This window comes from Methylocapsa palsarum, assembly GCF_900114285.1.
Classification (GTDB): Bacteria; Pseudomonadota; Alphaproteobacteria; order Rhizobiales; family Beijerinckiaceae; genus Methylocapsa; species Methylocapsa palsarum.
Window position 1 is genome coordinate 120,547 of record NZ_FOSN01000006.1, and the last position, 17,740, is coordinate 138,286.

A 17,740-nucleotide genomic window follows, 5' to 3' on the forward strand; every position below is an offset into this window, starting at 1 on the left:
GAAGCCGAAAATAAAGTCTCTTTTTCGACAACCGGGCGGGGGATCTTTTGAAACTGCCGCGACTTCGGCGCGGCGGGCTTCTCGCCGACCGCGATCCCCTGGGTTTCAGCGAAGCGGGCGCGCCGACGGGCCTTGCGCAATTGACCTTCCTTGCCTGACCCCCTAGAGCATATTCCGATCGGATTGAATCAATCCAATCGACAAGAATATGCTCAAACCCTTGAATCTGGAGCGATTTCTGATCGATCGCATGATTGCATGCGATCGGAAAGCGCTAGAGCATATTCCGATCGGATTGAATCAATCCAATCGACAAGAATATGCTCAAATCTTTGACTCTGGAGCGATTTCTGATCGATCGCATGATTGCATGCGATTGGAAAGCGCTCTAGTGGTCCCGCCCCAAGGATGAGTCGCATCCCTTTTGAACGGCCCTTTGCGGACGGTCCGATCGGGCGGTTCGTCCGGCCCGGGCCAGAAGCATTTCAACGGAACGCAAAGCCATGTCGGCGCAGATCCATCAATTTCTTTGCCTCAGCGACAATTTCGGCGTGCTTCTGCATGATCCCCGCACGCGGGCGACCGCGGCGATCGACGCGCCGGACGCAGCCCCGATCCTCGCCGCTCTCGCCGGCCGCGGCTGGGAGCTGACCGACATCCTGATCACCCACCATCATCAGGATCACGTCCAGGGCGTCGCCGGACTGAAGGCCGCGTTTCCCAAGGCGCGCGTGACGGGCCCGGCGAAAGAGGCGGCGAAGATCCCCGGCGGCCTCGACGCCGGCGTCGGCGAAGGGGACAGGGTCGATATCGGCAGCCTTGGCGGCAAGGTCATCGACGTTCCCGGCCATACTTCGGGTCATGTCGCCTATTGGTTCCTTCAGGATGATCTCCTTTTCGCCGGCGACACCCTGTTCGCCATGGGGTGCGGGCGCGGCTTCGAGGAGCCGCCCGCGGTGCTGTTTCATTCGCTGATGAAGCTTGCGAGGCTTCCCGGGGAAACCCAGGTGTATTGCGGACACGAATACACGCTCGCCAACGCCCGCTTCGCTTTGACCGTCGATCCCAACAATGCTCTCCTGACGGAGAGGGCCGAAAAGGTCGCGGCGCTCCGGAAGGCGGGAAAGTTTACCCTGCCGACGACGATCACCCTCGAACTCGCCACCAATCCGTTCCTGCGCGCGGATGATCCCAGCGTCAAAGCCGCCGTCGGGATGAGGGGGGGCGATCCAACCGCAGTGTTCGCCGAACTGCGCGAGCGCAAGAACAGGGCGTGAGGCGGCGCAGGGCATGGACAGCGTGAACGGCCGGAGCGCCGCGGAAATTATCGAATGCCTCGGCTTGCTGCCGCATCCCGAAGGCGGATTCTATCGGGAGACGTTCCGCGATCGCGCGCTGGCGCCGTCCGGGCGATCAGCCTCGACCCTGATCTACTTTTTGCTTGAAGCGCGCCAGTCTTCCCATTGGCATCGGGTTGACGCGGTGGAAGTCTGGCATTTTTACGCGGGCGCGCCTCTGATTCTTGGCGCCGCCGCCGATGGAGGGAAGACCGTCGAGCATCGTTTGGGCGCGGATCTTTTCAACGGCGAGCGCCCGCAGGCCGTCGTTCCGGCGGGATGGTGGCAGAGCGCCCGCAGCGCCGGCGCGTGGACCCTGGCGGGATGCGGCGTCGCTCCCGGATTCGAATTCGCCGGGTTTGAACTTGCTCCCCCGGGCTGGAGCCCCGGCTAGGCCCGCCGCAGCGGGCGTCAGTCCTTCGAGGCCAGCCCTTCGATCTTTTTCTGCAATTCCTGCAGCTGCTGCTTCATCCCTTCGAGATCGGTCTTGGCGGCGGACCCGGCGGACGGCTCCTCGTGCGACTCCTCGGGCGACTTTTCGGATGTCGCGCCGGGAGGCGTGAACGGGGTGAACATCGCCAGCGCCTGATTGAACAAGGCGAGGTTTTTGCGGGTCTGCTCCTCGATGGGGCCGAAAACCGGTCCGGCCAGAGGAGCTCCAAAGCCGCCGGCGACCTTGTCGCGGAACTTCGCCTGGTCGCTGGTCAGCTTCTCGATGGTGAATTCAAGGTAGCTCGGCACGAGCATCTGCATGCTGTCGCCGTAAAAGCGGATCATCTGCCGCAGGAACGTGATCGGCAAAAGACTCTGCCCGACCTTGCTCTCCTGCTCGAAGATGATCTGCGTCAAGACCGAATGCGTGATTTCGTCTCCGCTCTTGGCGTCGAAGACGACGAAATCCTCGCCCTTCTTGACCATGGTGGCGAGATCCTCAAGCGTGACGTAGGCGCTCGTGCCCGTATTGTAGAGCCGACGGTTCGCGTATTTTTTTATTGTGATGGGATTGTTTTCTTTTGCCATGGTCGATACCCGTCTTGTGAAATTCTTTCGGAAGCCTGTTGGCCGCCGGGCCTGATTTTCGAGGTCCGCAGACCAGAAAGCTTAAGCGTACGAGGCGCGCCGAGGTTGGGACGAGGCGGATTTGACGCCGCTCGCTTCCTGGTACCCGACGTTTTGAAATTCATGACGAATTGTAGATCGTCCATAACCTTCCGCCGGATCGCGCAATCGCAGGGCTCTCCCTTCACAATAATCGTATCCGTCACAATAAGCGTATTTATCTCGAAGCGAAAACCGGTTGCCAATTTCTCTTCGGCCGCTGTTTATGGCCGTCGCGTCGTCTCAATGGTCGGCGAGGGGTCGCGGGCGGCCTTCGCCATATGCTAAACACTATCGTCTTAGAGCCGGGGGAAGCCCGTGCCAAGGCCGAACCCAAGGAGGTTTTCGATGTCAAGTGATGTGGTGGTCGTCAGCGCGGCGCGTACGGCGGTCGGCTCTTTCAACGGAGCCTTCGCTTCTATCCCCGCGGTCGAGCTTGGCGCGGCCGCGATCAAGGCGGCCCTCGAGCGCGCCAAGGTCGATCCGTCGGACGTGGATGAAGTCATTCTCGGCCAGGTCCTCACCGCGGGACTGGGGCAAAACCCGGCGCGCCAGGCGGCGATGAAGGCCGGAATTCCCCATGACAAGACGGCATGGGGTCTGAACCAGATTTGTGGTTCGGGCCTGCGCGCGGTCGCCGTCGGCCTCCAGCAGATCGCCAATGGCGACGCCACGGTCGTCGTCGCGGGCGGCCAGGAAAGCATGTCGCAGTCGAAACACGCGGCCTTTCTGCGCGCCGGCGTCAAGATGGGCGACGTCAAATTCATCGACACCATGCTGAGCGACGGTCTGACCGACGTCTTCAATAATTATCACATGGGCCAGACCGCCGAAAACGTCGCAACGAAATGGCAACTCAGCCGCGAAGAGCAGGACAATTTCGCCCTTGCTTCACAAAACAAAGCCGAGGCGGCGCAGAAGGGCGGCAAATTCAAGGAAGAAATCGTCCCATTCGTCATCGCCGGCAAGAAAGGCGACGTTGTCGTGGATGCGGACGAATATATCCGGATTGGCGCCACGCTCGACGCGCTGGCCAAGCTGAGGCCTGCGTTCTCGAAGGAGGGCACGGTCACCGCCGGCAACGCCTCCGGCATCAATGACGGCGCCGCCGCCGTCGTGCTGATGAGCGCCAAGGACGCCGAGGCGCGCGGCCTGACCCCGCTCGCCCGCATCGTTTCCTGGGCCACGGCCGGCGTCGATCCCGCCGTCATGGGCACGGGTCCGATTCCGGCCGCGCGCAAAGCGCTGGAAAAGGCCGGATGGAAGCCAAAGGATCTCGACCTCGTCGAGGCCAATGAGGCCTTCGCCGCGCAGGCCCTCGCCGTCAACAAGGACATGGGCTGGGATCCGGCGATCGTGAACGTCAACGGCGGCGCGATCGCCATCGGACATCCGATCGGGGCGTCCGGCGCCCGCGTTTTCACGACCCTTTTGTATGAAATGCAGCGTCGGGGCGCGAAAAAAGGCTTGGCTACGCTGTGTATTGGTGGCGGAATGGGAATCGCCATGACGGTCGAACGCTGACGCGCAGCATCGGCCGCTCAGGTCAAGGCGTCGCCGTTCGAGGCGGCGCCTGGGAAGATTCGTTTGGGGCGCCTCAAGGGCCTCCGAAAATAATTGAAGGGTGGGGAAAATGGCTCGGGTAGCGGTAGTGAGCGGTGGTTCGCGCGGGATCGGCGCCGCCATCAGCAAGGCCTTGAAGGCGGCGGGGTATGTTGTCGCCGCGACTTACGCGGGCAATGACGAGGCTGCAGCCAAGTTCAAGGCTGAAACGGGCGTCCCGGTCTACAAATGGGATGTCTCGAACTACAAGGAATGCGCCGAAGGCCTGAAAAAGGTCGCCGAGGATCGTGGCCCCATCGACATCCTGATCAACAACGCGGGCATCACGCGCGACACGATGTTCCACAAGATGACCCCGGACCAATGGTACGACGTCATCAACACCAATCTGAACTCGCTGTTCAACATGACCCGTCCGGTGATCGAGGGAATGCGCGAGCGCGGCTTTGGCCGGATCGTCAACATTTCTTCGATCAACGGTCAAAAGGGCCAGATGGGCCAGACCAATTACACGTCGTCGAAGGCCGGCGATATCGGCTTCACGAAGTCGCTTGCCCAAGAAAACGCCGGCAAGGGCATCACGGTGAACGCGGTCTGCCCCGGCTATATCGCCACCGATATGGTCAAGGCGGTGCCGAAAGAGGTGCTTGAGAAGTCCGTGCTTCCGCTGATTCCGCTGCGCCGCCTTGGCGAACCGGAAGAGGTCGCGCGCACAGTGGTGTTTCTCGTCGCCGAGGAATCGGGCTTCATCACCGGTTCGACGCTGAGCATCAACGGCGGACAATATATGATCTGAGCGTCCGTTTGGAATACTCAGAAAGGAAAGGGTTAGTGTTGGACGTTCCCGTTTCCCACACCCTTGGCGCGGGGCAAACTGGAGAAGTTCAAGGCTCGCCCCGCATTTTGCTGCGGCTTGAGGGGCTTGCCGTTCTCGCCGCAGCCGCCCTCGCATATAAAGCCGCAGGCGCGAGTTGGACGTTCTTCGCGCTGTTGTTTTTTGCCCCGGACCTTTCTTTCGCTGGCTATCTCGTCGATCCGCGAATCGGAGCCGCCACCTATAATTCGGTCCATACCTATATCGCGCCTATCGGCCTTGGCCTCGCGGCTCTTGCTTTTGCGTGGCCGACGATCTGGCTCTTAAGCCTCATTTGGGCGGCTCATATCGGATTTGATCGCTCCTTGGGTTATGGCCTCAAATATCCGACGGCCTTTGGCGATACTCACCTTGGCGCGATCGGCCCGCGCGACAAGATGAAGACGTTGTAAAAAGTCGCGCGCCGCCCCGCCCCTCTCAAACGTAAAGCCGGCCGCCCTTTTCCAGAAACTCGGCGCTTTTCTCGGCCATTCCCTTGTCGCGCCCGGCCATCTCCAGCACTTCCTCGCGGATGTCCTGCGTGATTTTCATCGAGCAGAATTGCGGCCCGCACATCGAGCAGAAATGCGCGGTCTTGTGCGCGTCCTTCGGCAGCGTTTCATCGTGGAACAACTTCGCCGTTTCGGGGTCGAGGCCGAGGTTGAACTGATCCTGCCAGCGGAAATCGAACCGCGCGCGCGAGACGGCGTCGTCGCGCAGCTGCGCCGCCGGATGGCCCTTCGCGAGATCGCCGGCATGGGCGGCGATGCGGTAGGTGATGACGCCGACCTTGACGTCGTCGCGGTCTGGCAGGCCGAGATGCTCCTTCGGCGTCACGTAGCAGAGCATGGCGCAGCCGAACCAGCCGATCATCGCCGCGCCGATGCCCGAGGTGATGTGGTCGTAGCCGGGCGCGATGTCCGTCGTCAGTGGTCCCAGCGTATAGAACGGCGCCTCGTCGCATTCCTTCAGCTGCTTTTCCATGTTGATCTTGATCTTGTGCATCGGCACATGGCCGGGGCCTTCGATCATGACTTGACACCCCTTCGCCCAGGCGATCTTGGTCAATTCGCCAAGCGTTTCGAGTTCGGCGAATTGCGCTCTATCGTTGGCGTCGGCGATCGAGCCCGGACGCAACCCATCGCCCAGCGAAAATGAAACGTCGTAGGCGCGCATGACGTCGCAGATCTCGTCGAAGCGTTCGTAGAGAAAGCTCTCCTTGTGGTGCGCGAGGCACCAGCGCGCCATGATCGAGCCGCCGCGCGAGACGATGCCGGTGGTGCGCCGCGCGGTGAGCGGCACATGAGCGAGCCGCACCCCGGCGTGAATGGTGAAATAGTCGACGCCCTGCTCGGCCTGTTCGACCAGCGTGTCGCGGAAGATCTCGAAGGTGAGTTTCGTCGGGTCGCCGTCGACCTTCTCCAGAGCCTGGTAGATCGGCACTGTGCCGATCGGGACCGGTGAATTGCGCATGATCCAGTCGCGGATGTTGTGGATGTTGCGCCCCGTCGAGAGGTCCATCACCGTGTCGGCGCCCCAGCGGATCGCCCACACCATTTTTTCCACTTCCTCGGCGACCGAGGAGGTCACCGCCGAATTGCCGATGTTGGCGTTGACCTTGATGAGGAAATTGCGGCCGATGATCATCGGCTCCAGTTCAAGATGGTTGATGTTGGCGGGGATGATCGCCCGACCGCGCGCGATCTCGTCGCGCACGAACTCAGGCGTGATGAAGGCCGGAATGGACGCGCCGAAACTCTGCCCGTCGGCGAGGCGCGCCTCGGCGCCCTCGACCATCGCTTCCCGGCCAAGATTTTCCCGAGCGGCGACATAAATCATTTCCTCCGTGATGATCCCGGCGCGGGCGAATTCGTACTGGGTGACGAGCGCGCCTTCACGGGCCTTGCGCGGCGACGTATTGGCCGGGCAGGGCGGGACCAGCTGGTCGGGCGCGACGGCGCCATTGTCCTCGGGGCGCACCGGGCGGCCCTGGTAGAGGTCGAGGCCCGCCCGCGCGACGATCCAGGGCTCGCGGAGTTTGGGGAGCCCGGCGGCGAGGTCGATCCGGACGGCCTCGTCGGAATAGGGCCCGGAGGAATCATAGACGCGCACCGGCGGCTCGTTGGCCGACGGGTCGAGCACGATCTCGCGCAGGGGCACGGCGATGCCGGGGCGGCCTTCGGGATGGACATAGATCTTTTTCGACCCCGGCAACGGTCCCGTGGTCACGCTTTGCGGGGCGGAGGTTTGCCGGGAAATCGAGTTCGGCTTGTCCTGAATGTTCATGAGGTCCTCCGCCTGCCGGTTTTTCGGGGGCGCAAGAGGCGGGCAGGCGTATGGGGACTAGCCCCTGGCCGCCGGTCCCTGCGCTGGCATTATCCAGGTTCAGGTTCGATGGGTATGATCTCAGCCGCCGCAATCGGCAGCACCCCAAGGCGAACGTTCAACATAGGACGGGCGGGAGACGAGAGCAAGCGGGGCGAGGGAGCCTTTGAGCCGACCGGCTTCCGCCGGGCGACGCTCAAGGTTCGCGATGCGATCCGCATGCGGAACAGAAGATATGCAGGCCGGGCTTTACCCGCGCCTGCCGGCCATGACAGGCTGCCGCCCCGGCTCGAAGGCGAGGCCGACCGACGCGCCTATTTTATTCATCGCGAGCAGCCCGATGAAGGCGGCGGCGTTGATGGCGAAGATGCGGCCGACAATCGCGGGAGCATAGTCTTCGACGCCGCTCTGGAAGGTCACGGAGGCGATGAATAATAGACCTTCATAAACGCCAAAGGCGAAAACGAACGCCGCGCTTGACGCGAAGAGCCTGTTCGAGGCGATAAAGCGTTTCGCTCCAAGTTCAGCGCCCATGACGGACAAAAGCGCAATAACGCCAAGAGCTGCGCCCCAGGCCAGACATTCCGCCGTCCACGGATAGTGCAATACGCCGAATCCGACGGTCTGGTTGGCGAGCCAGACGAGGCCGATGAGCGACAGGGCGTCGCGGCGCGCCAGGGTCATCGCGGCGACCGCCGCAAAGGCGGCGAGCGGCGTCGCGCAGGCGAAGCCGAGCGTGAAGGCGACGCTGGCGGCGACCAGCAGGGCGATCCAGGCCGGTTTGCGCCAGCTTGCCGCGCTCAATTCGGATTGAAGGCTCATCGATATCTCCTTGGTTGGGTCGAAAGTCGTCGTCAGTCGGCGGCGTCTAGTCATGGCTAAAACCTCTGCCCGATCGATCGAGAGGGTCGCCCTCGCCCTGCCCGAGCCAGCGCGCCCTGAGATGGTCCCAAAGCGCGAGGCGCTCCCATTGCGGCGTCTTCAGAACCTTATCGCTGTCCTGATCGAGAAACGGATTGGGCAGAAGCACGGTGATCTGCTGTTCGCCTTCTCCGTTGAACAGACGGAGGCCCCAGGACACCGGCGCGCCTGACCGGTCGAGGCGGCGGTAAAGCTCGGCGCGCGAGGTCTGGCGATGACGCGCCAGGGCGGGCGGCGTCGGATGACGCAGGGCGCCCTTGTGAGCGCCAATGCAAAGGTGAAAGTGAGGCGCCCCGAAAGCGACAGTCAGATAGCCGTCGAACATGCCGACATGAGTCGGCGGCGACGGCGCCTTGAACTCATAGGCGGCGCCCTGGATGATCGGCCCGAAGGTGATCTCGCGCCAATGGTTCTCGAACAGATCCCGAAGCAGTTCTTCGAGCGTCTCTTCGTCCGCCGGCAAGGCGAAGATATCGACGGGGGAGCCGTCGACATCGACCTCTCGCCGCGGCTGCGCCTCATCGGCGGATTTCGTGCGCTCCTCATGCGTCAAAGAAAGCCCTCCGGTCCAAAAGCGACTTTGACTCCGCCGAAAGCGCCGAGACCCGGCTGATCAAAGCCCAGGGGGTTTTGATATTGGACATTAAGCGCATTTTGTACGCGGGCAAAGCCGGATATGCCGTGTCCAAAATCGTAAGTCGCGGCGAGATTAAGCAGCGTGTAGCCCGGCGCGACAATGTTCGTGGCGGTCCCCGCGCGATTGGTGTCGACCCACGGTCCGGTATAAACAAAGGTCGCGGAAAGAAGCAGCGCGGGCGTCGCCTGAAGCGTCGCGCTCAGGCTCAATTTGTCGCGCGGCCGGCGCAACAGGTCGATCTGCGTGATCTCGTTCTTCGCCACCGTATAGGTATAGTCGGCGCGAAATGTGAATCCGTTCCATGGCGACAGGCTGAGGAAACTTTCAAGGCCGGACGTTCTCGCCTGCCCGATATTCGCGTAGGATGTGAACGTGTTGTTGATGTTGATGAGATTTTTTATGTTGTTGGCGAAATAGGTCGCTCCGAACGAAATCCGATCCGGCAACAGCGTCTGTTCGAACCCGGCGTCGAAGCCGATGCTGGTTTCGGGCCGTAGGTTCGGATTGGCGAAGAATCCATAGGCGGGGTAATTGTTATAGAGCTGATCAAGGGATGGCGCCTTGAAGCCGGTGCCGACGCTGCCCTTGAGTTTTGTTCCCGTTTCGGGAATGAGAAAAGCGGGAGCGACGCGAAAGGTCGTCGCGCTTCCGAACTGATCGTCGACGTCGTAGCGAACGCTCGCCGCATTGAAGAGGCGCCCGCCAATGCTGGATTGCAGTTCGACGAACCCCGTCGTATCGCCGTCGACCGCATAAGTCGGATTGCTGTTGACGAGGCGGTTTACTTGGCGCTGGGCGCCAAGGACGAGGGTTTCGCCCTCGATGAGGCGGAGATTGCCCTGGTAGTCGACCTTGATGCGCGATCCCTCGTAAAAACTCGGGACTGAGGCGAAAAAGTTGGGGTCGAGGTAGCTCCGGTCGTAATGCGTATAGGCGAGACCGAGCGTCTGATCGAAACGTCCGTCGAAGAGACTGTTATGGACGAAAGCCCGGCTGAACGATTGATCGGAGCCATTGTCGCTTCGAAGGTTTTCCGGCCCAAGGAAATCGTCGCTCGTCGACAACAATGTGGTGTTGATGAAGCGGCTGGTCAGTCCCACGTCGAGCCCGTCGGCGAGTTGCGCGCTGATCCGAAAGGAGAACGTGCGGTTGTCATAGGAATTCGGGTTGATGGCGCGGCCGATTGGAACGAGGGACGGCGGCGTAACCGGCGTATCGGTCGTCGAATAATGACCGAACCCGAGAAAATAGCTTAGCCAATCGGCCGAACCCGAGACTTTGGCGGTCTGGTTGAAGGTCCCAAACGAGCCGCCTTCGACATTCGCGGTCGCGCGCATCGGGCCGGCGCCCTTTTCCGTCGTGATGTTGATGACGCCGCCGATCGCATCCGAGCCGTAAAGCCCGCTTTGCGGTCCGCGAAGCACCTCAATGCCGCCGAGATCGAAATTCAGGATATGCGCGAAGTCGAAGCCGCCGTTCGGCGAACTCGGGTCGCTGACGTCGATCCCGTCAAGAAGAACCTTGGTCTGGTTCGCATTGGCGCCGCGGATGAAAACCGAGGTAAGGCCGCCGGGGCCGCCGGTTTGCACCACATTCAGTCCCGGGACGTCGAGCAGCGCATCCGGCAGCAGGCGTTGCTGCTTGGCCGCGATCTCCTCCGCCGTGATCACGGTGACGCTTGTGCCGAGCTCGGATTGAGGGGTGGGAATGAGGGTCGCGCCAGCGACGACGGGCGGAAGCTCGACGGGTGGGGCGGGCGCATCCTGGGCATGGGCCCGTGTCGCGTTGGCGGACAATGCGGCAAGAAAAACAGAGTGAGTAAGGGCGCGTCGGCCCGGCAGAAGTGAGCGGCAGGAGGACATGGCGATCTCGCAGCGACGTGGTGCGTCACTGCGAACCAAAGTCGAGGCGCCTCCTGAAATTCAGGCGAGGCTCCTGTTCCCCATCGAGACACCCCGCCCAATGTGTTCGCACGTGACCACGGCTGATGGCAGGTCTCCTGGCTCGCGGGTCGCTGCCTTGCGCCGCCTTCCCGGTTACCCAGTGGCTTGATTGGCGCGCGGCTCGCCGCTTACAGTTGCGGGGACAGCCTCGGTATTGGCGGTAAAGCCTCACCGTGTTCCCTTTTGATCCCCGAAGGGAACCATCAAAATCAGGATAGGATCAAAAAGACTTCACGGTCAAGCCGCCGTTTGACGGCGCGCGACGGTGTGAGATCGCTCCGCGAGTGAAAATTCGGCGAGATCTCTGCTTTGATGAGTTTCATCTTCGCGATATTTCAGCGTTGATTCATGGTAGCGGAAACCAGGTCAACAAGAGGAGGGCCGAACGTGCTCGCCATTCGCATCGCCAAAATCGCCTGCGTCGCCGCCGTCACCTTCTATGTCGCGCTCGTCGCCTTCGACAACGTGCTCGACTACGGGACGAATTTCGTCTTCGTCACTCATGTGCTCAACATGGACCAGGTTTTTCCGGACAATACCCTGCGCTGGCGGGCGCTGACTTCGCCCTCGATTCACCATGCGAGCTATGCGCTCATCATCGCCACCGAATATGCCGTCGCGGCGCTCGGGGCCCTTGGCGTCGGGGCGATGGTAAGGAAAGTTCGGGCCGACGCCACATCCTTCCAGCGCGCCAAGACCTTTTCGATCCTCGGCCTCGCTTTGGGGTTTTTGCTTTACGAAGGCGGCTTCATCGCTGTCGGAGGCGAATGGTTCGGCATGTGGGAGGCGCAGACCTTCAACGGCGTCGACAGCGCGTTCCGGGTCGCGCTGACCATGCTTGCCGTTCTGATTTTCGTCTCGATGAAGGATGAGGAACTGACCTGAAACGTTCCTTGGGGATCCTTGGCGGATCAATGAAGGGCGGATCCATGGAGGAAATGACATGAGCGCGGACATTTGCCGCTGCGGGCGGCATGGATTGAGCCTCGACCGACGCCAAAGCCTGTCGGCCCTGATGGGCGTGGGGCTTGGAGGGGTTTTCTTGGGCGCCCCGCGCGAGGCCTCGGCGGGAGCGACGGAGGCACCGCCGCGTCCGGAGGATGAAGGGTTCATGCGGCTGGCTCTCGACGAGGCGGCGAAAGGAGACTTTCCCTTCGGCGCGGTGATCGTGCGTGATGGCAAGGTCGCCGTCGCCGCGCGCAATCTCGGGCGCACCAACAACGATCCAACGGCGCATGCCGAGATGATGGCGATCCGCAGTTTCGTCACGACGCGCCCCGCCGCCGAACTCGCCGGCGCGACCATCTACGCCTCCGGCGAGCCGTGCCAGATGTGCATGGGAGCGATCCTCTGGTCAGGGTTCGGGCGATTGGTTTTCGCAGCGTCCATCGAACAATTGGCGACGAAGATCGGGCAGATCATGCTGACCAGCCGGGACATCGCGGACAAGGCGCCCTTCGCAAATATCACGATCACTGGCGGCGTTCTCGCCGCAGAGTCGCTCGCGCTGTTCAAGTGATCGCAGGGTTCAAGCGAGTGCGAGGATCGAGCCGGTGCAAGGATTAAGTCAATGAAGGCGTCGCGTCGGATTTGGGCGCGGTTTCGGCGTTTTCCTTGATCGGGGCGGGCGCCGGGCCGCGGATCCATTCTGTGGCCCGGCGCCAGTAGGGCGTTTCGACATGGAGACGTCGCCGCAGCGGGGTCTTGATGATCGTCAGGCACAGCACGATGCTGAACAGGCACCAGACGGCAGGCCATTCGTTGATGTTCGATGTCGTCAGTCCTGCCGCGAGCGGTCCGGCGACATAGGAAAACAGCATGAACCGCCAGCTGCCGTAAAGGAGCGGCAGGAGGAAGCCGGTGAAGGCGTAGCCGGGATGGCCGAACCCGAGCCAGCGGTTGTCGATGAAACTGTTGCCGAGACCGTTGACGGGAAGGTTCCAGGCGAGATGCCATTCGCCCCGCACCGTGCAGAGGATCTCGCCGCAGAGTGGGCGTCCCGGCGCGCAACGCCCGGCCCATGCGAAAGGATAAAGCTGCACGATCATGCTGAGCGCGCCGATGAAACAGGCCGCGTAGACGAAGGGCGCGAGCCGCCGCGCTACATCCTTCGGCATGAAGTAAAGCGCGACCGCGTTGATGAAAAACGGCTGGAAGGAGATATGGAGATAACCCAGAAGCGTCAGCACCTGGTTGAGCGGGTTGCCGCACTGGTTGATGACGGAATAGCTCGCGGCCTGGAGAACCTCCATGCTGGAAAAATAGAGCAGGCAGCTCCACAGCGCGACAGGCTCCGGATTTTTCTTCAATGCGGCGTAGCCCGCTCCGGCTACGCCGACCGCCGCTAAAGCGGCCGATGCTTCTCCGCTCCAGCACATCCGCCAGCTTCCTCCCTTTGACGGCCGGTTTTCTTCGCCGCGCGCGAACTTCGCCGCCGCCTGCTTGAACCTTGCTTTAGATCATAGGGAAAAGACGGATTTTTGAAACGCGACGAAACAGCCCAGCCGTTTTATTCCGCCGCCTTGCGCACGGGCGAGCGCCGCTCCAGCACTTCGCGTAGATATTGGCCGGTGTAGCTCTTTTTCACCTTGACGATGTCCTCGGGCGGCCCGGCCGCGACGATCTCGCCGCCGCCGTCGCCGCCCTCCGGTCCGAGGTCGATGACCCAGTCGGCGGTCTGGATCACTTCGAGATTGTGTTCGATGACGACGACGGAATTACCCTGATCGACAAGCTCCTGCAGCACTTCGAGCAGTTTGGCGACATCGTGGAAATGCAGCCCTGTCGTCGGCTCGTCGAGTATGTAGAGCGTGCGTCCGGTCGAGCGTTTCGACAATTCCTTGGCGAGCTTCACCCTTTGAGCTTCGCCCCCCGACAGCGTGTTGGCCTGCTGGCCAACCTTGATGTAGCCGAGGCCGACGCGGGTGAGCGTCGCCATTTTTTCCCGGATCGAGGGCACGGCCTTGAACAGATGCGCCGCCTCCTCGACGGTCATGTCGAGCACGCCGGCGATCGACTTGTCGCGATATTTGACCTCGAGCGTCTCGCGGTCATAACGTTTGCCCTTGCAGACGTCGCAGGTGACGTAGACATCCGGCAGAAAGTGCATCTCGATCTTGATGACGCCGTCGCCCTGGCAGGCCTCGCAGCGGCCGCCCTTGACGTTGAACGAGAACCGGCCGGGCGAATAGCCGCGCGCCTTCGCCTCGGGCAAGCCGGCGAACCATTCGCGGATCGGCGTGAAGGCGCCGGTGTAGGTCGCGGGGTTGGAGCGCGGCGTGCGGCCGATCGGCGACTGGTCGATGTCGATCACTTTGTCGAGATGTTCGAGGCCGTCGATGCGCTCGAAAGGGGCCGGATGTTCGAGCGCGCCGTTCAGCCGCCGCGCCGCCGCCCTGTAGAGCGTATCGACGATGAGCGTTGATTTGCCGCCTCCCGAAACCCCGGTGATGGAGGTGAAGAGGCCGAGCGGAATCGACGCCGAGATGTTCTTCAGGTTGTTGCCATGCGCCTTCACGATGTCGAGTTTTCGTCCGGGCTCTGGCTTGCGGCGCGGGCGCTGCGCGGAGACCTGCCGCGCGCCGGTGAGATATTGACCGGTCAGCGACTTCGGATCGGCCATGATCTCCTGCGCCGTGCCCTGCGAGACGATCTCGCCGCCGTGGACGCCCGCGCCGGGCCCGATGTCGACGACGTAATCCGCGGCGAGGATCGCGTCCTCGTCATGTTCGACGACAATCACGCTGTTGCCGAGGTCGCGCAGCCGCCGCAAGGTGTCGAGAAGCCGCGCGTTGTCGCGCTGATGCAGGCCGATTGACGGCTCGTCCAGAACATACAGCACGCCGGTGAGGCCGGAGCCGATCTGCGAGGCGAGCCGGATGCGCTGGCTCTCGCCGCCGGACAAGGTGCCCGCCGCGCGCGACAGGGTCAGATAGTCGAGGCCGACATCGACGAGGAAGGACAGGCGTTCCCGGATTTCCTTCAGGATCCGGCTGGCGATCTCGTTGCGTTTGGCGTCGAGCTTTTGCGGAAGCGCCGCGAACCACGCATGCGCCGCGCGCACCGAGAGCGACGTGACCTCGCCGATGTGGCGCCCGTCGATCTTGACCGCGAGGGCCTCGGGCCGCAGCCGGTCGCCGCCGCAGACGGCGCATGGCGTCGCCGTCATGTAGCGGCCGATCTCTTCGCGCGACCATTCGCTTTCGGTCTCGCGGAATCGCCGTTGGAGATTGCGGATGACGCCCTCGAAAGGCTTGTTCACCTCATAGGCGCGGGCGCCGTCCTCATAGAGGAACCGCACGGATTCCTCGCCCGAGCCGTAGAGGATGACATCCTGGATTTTCTGGGGAAGCGACTCGAAACGGGTGTCGAGGCGGAACTTGAAATGCCGTCCGAGAGCTTCGAGCGTCTGGATGTAATAGGGCGACGATGAGCGCGCCCAGGGCGCGACGGCGCCTTTGCGCAAGGTGAGTTTCGGATCGGGGACGATGAGGCCCGCGTCGACGGTCTGCTCGACGCCGAGGCCGCCGCAACTCGGACAGGCGCCGAACGGGTTGTTGAAGGAGAATAATCTCGGTTCGATCTCCGGAATCGTGAAGCCGGAGACGGGGCAGGCGAATTTCGCCGAGAAGACGATCCGCTTCGTCGCGCCTTTTTCGTCGCGCTCGTCGGCGAATTCCGCGATGGCGATCCCGTCGGCGAGTTCGAGCGCGGTCTCCAGACTTTCCGCCAGCCTCGCGCCAAGGTCGGGCCGCACCGCGATGCGGTCGACGACGACGTCGATGTCGTGCTTCAGTTTCTTGTCGAGCACGGGCGCGTCGCCGATCTCGTAGAATTGCCCGTCGATTTTCAGCCGTTGGAAGCCGCGTTTTTGAAACTCGGCGATTTCCTTGCGGTACTCGCCCTTCCGGCCGCGAATGACCGGGGCGATCAGATAAAGCCGGGTGCGTTCGGGCAGGGCGGTCACCCGGTCGACCATCTGGCTGACGGTCTGGCTTTCGATCGGCAGGCCGGTCGCGGGCGAATAGGGAATCCCGACGCGCGCAAAGAGCAGCCGCATGTAATCGTAGATCTCGGTCACCGTGCCGACCGTCGAGCGCGGGTTCTTCGAGGTCGTTTTCTGCTCGATCGAAATCGCCGGCGAGAGACCGTCGATCTGGTCGACATCCGGCTTCTGCATCATCTCGAGAAATTGCCGGGCGTAGGCGGAGAGCGATTCGACATAGCGGCGCTGGCCTTCGGCGTAGATGGTGTCGAAGGCGAGCGAGGATTTGCCGGAGCCAGAAAGCCCGGTGAAGACGACGAGCTTGTCGCGCGGGATCGTCAGGTCGACGTTCTTCAGATTATGTTCGCGCGCGCCCCGGACCGCGATCGTTCGGCCGCCGAAGAGTTTTTCAACGGGCTCGGGCGGCGGGGTCGTTTTCTGCGCCTTGGGCGAGGGCGACAGTTTCTTCGCAGGGGCCGATTTGATCGCAGGCTGGGGACGTTTCGCCTTGGAATCGCGCGGCTTCAAGGGAGCAGGTGTCTTCATGCATGCCGTCTGTTGTGATGGACGTGCGGCGCCAGAGGCGGCCATCGTCGCAATCTAATGGGCCGCCCGCGGTTTGCCATTGATTTTCTGTGTTTGTTTCCTTTTTCCGTCGAGAGTTGGGGCATTCCTATGGCGGGCGCGGGCGAAATCCACGATAATCGAGGCCGATCCGCCCGAAGGCGGACAAAATGGGGGGAAGCATGACCGCGAAGTCGCCAGCTTCGAGCGCGCACAGATCGAACTGGTCCTTGCGGACGCTCTACGTCCAGGTTCTCCTCGCGGTCGCGCTGGGGGCGCTCCTTGGCTGGCTCGCGCCCCACGCGGCGACGAACGACTGGGTGAAAGCGCTCGGCGAGGGCTTCATCAAGCTGATCAAGATGGTGATCGCGCCGATTATTTTCTGCACCATCGTTTCCGGCATCGCGCACATTTCCGAAGCCCGCAAGGTCGGGCGCATCGCCGTCAAGGCGCTGCTTTATTTCGAGATCATTTCCTCGTTTGCGCTTGTGATCGGCCTCGCGGTCGGCAACCTCGTCCGTCCGGGCGCGGGATTTTCGGGAACGGCCGATCCGGCGGCCGTCGCGGGATACCTGAAACAGGCCGAGGCGCAGCATTCGGTCGATTTCTTTTTGAACATCATTCCCGACAGCGCCGTCGGAGCCTTCGCGAGGGGCGACGTTCTTCAGGTTCTTCTGTTTTCGATCCTGTTCGGGTTCGCCCTCATGGCGCTTGGCCAGCGCGGCCATGTCCTGCTCGCGCTCATCGACGATCTCGCCCACGCGATTTTCGGGGTGATCGCCATTGTGATGAAGGCCGCCCCGATCGGCGCGTTTGGCGCGATGGCCTATACGGTCGGCAAATATGGTCCGCAATCGCTGGGCAATCTCGCCGGTCTCGTCGCGACATTCTATCTGACCTCGGCGCTGTTCGTGATCGTCGTGCTTGGAGCCGTCGCCCGAATCGCCGGCTTCAGTATTTTTAGATTCCTGAATTATATCAAAGCCGAGTTGCTGATCGTCCTTGGCACCAGTTCGTCCGAAAGCGCGCTTCCGGCGCTGATGGAAAAGCTGGAGCGGCTCGGCTGCTCGAAGCCGGTTGTCGGATTGGTCGTGCCGACGGGCTATTCGTTCAACCTCGACGGCACCAATATCTACATGACCCTGGCGACGCTGTTCATCGCTCAGGCGATGGGCGTCGATCTCACCTTCGGCCAGCAGATGACGATTCTCGGGGTCGCCATGCTGACCTCGAAAGGCGCCAGCGGGATCACCGGCGCGGGTTTCGTGACGCTCGCCGCGACGCTCGCCGTGATCAGTCCGGCGCTCGTTCCGGGCATGGCGATCGTGCTCGGAGTCGATAAATTCATGAGCGAATGCCGCGCGTTGACGAACATCATCGGCAATGGCGTCGCGACGATCGTCGTCTCGTGGTGGGAAGGCGAACTCGATCGCGGCAAGCTGTCCGAGGCGCTCGCGAGAAATGTCGACGCGTCGGACGTGACGACAGGGATCACGACGGGTTAGCGGCGCCTGC

Annotated in this window: 15 protein-coding genes and 2 riboswitches; of the genes, 8 read left to right on the forward strand and 7 right to left on the reverse strand. The window is 62.3% G+C overall.

Going from position 1 to position 17,740, the window contains the following annotated elements; genetic code table 11:
* The first annotated feature begins 503 nt into the window (after positions 1–503).
* Both gloB and BM177_RS08605 read left to right on the forward strand, forming a co-directional pair.
* A complete protein-coding gene (gene gloB, locus BM177_RS08600) occupies positions 504–1,277 on the forward strand; it encodes a hydroxyacylglutathione hydrolase (RefSeq protein ID WP_091681138.1) in 774 nt (257 codons plus the stop codon).
* A gap of 13 nt (positions 1,278–1,290) precedes the next feature.
* Positions 1,291–1,731, forward strand: a complete 441-nt coding sequence (locus tag BM177_RS08605; protein ID WP_091681139.1) for a cupin domain-containing protein — start codon at positions 1,291–1,293, stop codon at positions 1,729–1,731.
* Positions 1,732–1,748: 17 nt separating this feature from the next.
* Here the strand turns inward: BM177_RS08605 and phaR are convergent, their stop codons facing one another.
* Complete coding sequence (gene phaR / locus BM177_RS08610; protein WP_091681141.1) at positions 1,749–2,357, reverse strand: polyhydroxyalkanoate synthesis repressor PhaR; 609 nt, start codon at positions 2,355–2,357, stop codon at positions 1,749–1,751.
* A gap of 426 nt (positions 2,358–2,783) precedes the next feature.
* Between phaR and BM177_RS08615 the strand changes: the two genes are divergently transcribed.
* The 3 genes from BM177_RS08615 (at position 2,784) to BM177_RS08625 (ending at position 5,264) form a co-directional block, all read left to right on the forward strand.
* Positions 2,784–3,959, forward strand: coding sequence for an acetyl-CoA C-acetyltransferase (locus BM177_RS08615; RefSeq protein WP_091681143.1), 1,176 nt, complete (start codon positions 2,784–2,786; stop codon positions 3,957–3,959).
* Between the two features lie 109 nt (positions 3,960–4,068).
* Positions 4,069–4,794, forward strand: a complete 726-nt coding sequence (phbB, locus tag BM177_RS08620; RefSeq protein ID WP_091681145.1) for an acetoacetyl-CoA reductase — start codon at positions 4,069–4,071, stop codon at positions 4,792–4,794.
* A 35-nt stretch (positions 4,795–4,829) separates the two neighbouring features.
* Entirely contained in the window at positions 4,830–5,264 is a 435-nt protein-coding gene (locus BM177_RS08625; RefSeq protein WP_244532215.1) for a DUF4260 domain-containing protein, read from the forward strand.
* Positions 5,265–5,289: 25 nt separating this feature from the next.
* Here the strand turns inward: BM177_RS08625 and thiC are convergent, their stop codons facing one another.
* From thiC to BM177_RS08645, 4 genes are all read right to left on the reverse strand, one after another.
* Positions 5,290–7,137: a phosphomethylpyrimidine synthase ThiC gene (gene thiC, locus BM177_RS08630; protein WP_091681150.1), complete on the reverse strand. Its 1,848-nt coding sequence runs from the start codon at positions 7,135–7,137 to the stop codon at positions 5,290–5,292.
* 57 nt (positions 7,138–7,194) lie between these two features.
* Positions 7,195–7,294, reverse strand: a riboswitch (TPP riboswitch).
* 131 nt (positions 7,295–7,425) lie between these two features.
* Entirely contained in the window at positions 7,426–7,998 is a 573-nt protein-coding gene (locus BM177_RS08635; protein WP_091681152.1) for a hypothetical protein, read from the reverse strand.
* Positions 7,999–8,044: 46 nt separating this feature from the next.
* The gene (locus BM177_RS08640; RefSeq protein ID WP_091681154.1) at positions 8,045–8,650 is read right to left on the reverse strand and encodes a DUF7676 family protein; all 606 of its coding nucleotides are present in this window, start codon (positions 8,648–8,650) and stop codon (positions 8,045–8,047) included.
* Positions 8,647–10,596, reverse strand: coding sequence for a TonB-dependent receptor plug domain-containing protein (locus tag BM177_RS08645; RefSeq protein WP_091681156.1), 1,950 nt, complete (start codon positions 10,594–10,596; stop codon positions 8,647–8,649). Before BM177_RS08645 ends, BM177_RS08640 begins: the two co-directional genes overlap by 4 nt.
* A gap of 110 nt (positions 10,597–10,706) precedes the next feature.
* Positions 10,707–10,897: riboswitch (cobalamin riboswitch) on the reverse strand.
* Positions 10,898–11,064: 167 nt separating this feature from the next.
* Here BM177_RS08645 and BM177_RS08650 point away from each other — a divergent pair.
* Positions 11,065–11,562 (forward strand): DUF2165 family protein, encoded by a 498-nt coding sequence (locus BM177_RS08650; RefSeq protein ID WP_091681343.1) that lies wholly within the window; start codon positions 11,065–11,067, stop codon positions 11,560–11,562.
* Between the two features lie 58 nt (positions 11,563–11,620).
* Positions 11,621–12,196 (forward strand): nucleoside deaminase, encoded by a 576-nt coding sequence (locus BM177_RS08655; protein WP_244532216.1) that lies wholly within the window; start codon positions 11,621–11,623, stop codon positions 12,194–12,196.
* Positions 12,197–12,239: 43 nt separating this feature from the next.
* On the opposite strand, the gene BM177_RS08660 is transcribed toward BM177_RS08655, so the two are convergent.
* Positions 12,240–13,055, reverse strand: coding sequence for a DUF5765 domain-containing protein (locus BM177_RS08660; protein ID WP_244532217.1), 816 nt, complete (start codon positions 13,053–13,055; stop codon positions 12,240–12,242).
* 131 nt (positions 13,056–13,186) lie between these two features.
* Entirely contained in the window at positions 13,187–16,207 is a 3,021-nt protein-coding gene (gene uvrA, locus BM177_RS08665) for an excinuclease ABC subunit UvrA (RefSeq protein ID WP_091681158.1), read from the reverse strand.
* A 200-nt stretch (positions 16,208–16,407) separates the two neighbouring features.
* Between uvrA and dctA the strand changes: the two genes are divergently transcribed.
* On the forward strand, positions 16,408–17,730 hold the full coding sequence (gene dctA / locus BM177_RS08670) for a C4-dicarboxylate transporter DctA (RefSeq protein ID WP_175492537.1): 1,323 nt from the start codon (positions 16,408–16,410) through the stop codon (positions 17,728–17,730).
* Positions 17,731–17,740 lie beyond the last annotated feature (10 nt).

Bases quoted from the DNA above. Each gene is read 5' to 3' on its own strand.
- uvrA (WP_091681158.1), bottom strand. From the start codon at position 16,207: ATGAAGACACCTGCTCCCTTGAAGCCGCGCGATTCCAAGGCGAAACGT.
- phaR (WP_091681141.1), bottom strand. From the start codon at position 2,357: ATGGCAAAAGAAAACAATCCCATCACAATAAAAAAATACGCGAACCGT.
- dctA (WP_175492537.1), top strand. From the start codon at position 16,408: ATGACCGCGAAGTCGCCAGCTTCGAGCGCGCACAGATCGAACTGGTCC.
- BM177_RS08660 (WP_244532217.1), bottom strand. From the start codon at position 13,055: ATGTGCTGGAGCGGAGAAGCATCGGCCGCTTTAGCGGCGGTCGGCGTA.
- BM177_RS08605 (WP_091681139.1), top strand. From the start codon at position 1,291: ATGGACAGCGTGAACGGCCGGAGCGCCGCGGAAATTATCGAATGCCTC.
- BM177_RS08635 (WP_091681152.1), bottom strand. From the start codon at position 7,998: ATGAGCCTTCAATCCGAATTGAGCGCGGCAAGCTGGCGCAAACCGGCC.
- BM177_RS08655 (WP_244532216.1), top strand. From the start codon at position 11,621: ATGAGCGCGGACATTTGCCGCTGCGGGCGGCATGGATTGAGCCTCGAC.
- phbB (WP_091681145.1), top strand. From the start codon at position 4,069: ATGGCTCGGGTAGCGGTAGTGAGCGGTGGTTCGCGCGGGATCGGCGCC.
- thiC (WP_091681150.1), bottom strand. From the start codon at position 7,137: ATGAACATTCAGGACAAGCCGAACTCGATTTCCCGGCAAACCTCCGCC.
- BM177_RS08645 (WP_091681156.1), bottom strand. From the start codon at position 10,596: ATGTCCTCCTGCCGCTCACTTCTGCCGGGCCGACGCGCCCTTACTCAC.
- gloB (WP_091681138.1), top strand. From the start codon at position 504: ATGTCGGCGCAGATCCATCAATTTCTTTGCCTCAGCGACAATTTCGGC.
- BM177_RS08615 (WP_091681143.1), top strand. From the start codon at position 2,784: ATGTCAAGTGATGTGGTGGTCGTCAGCGCGGCGCGTACGGCGGTCGGC.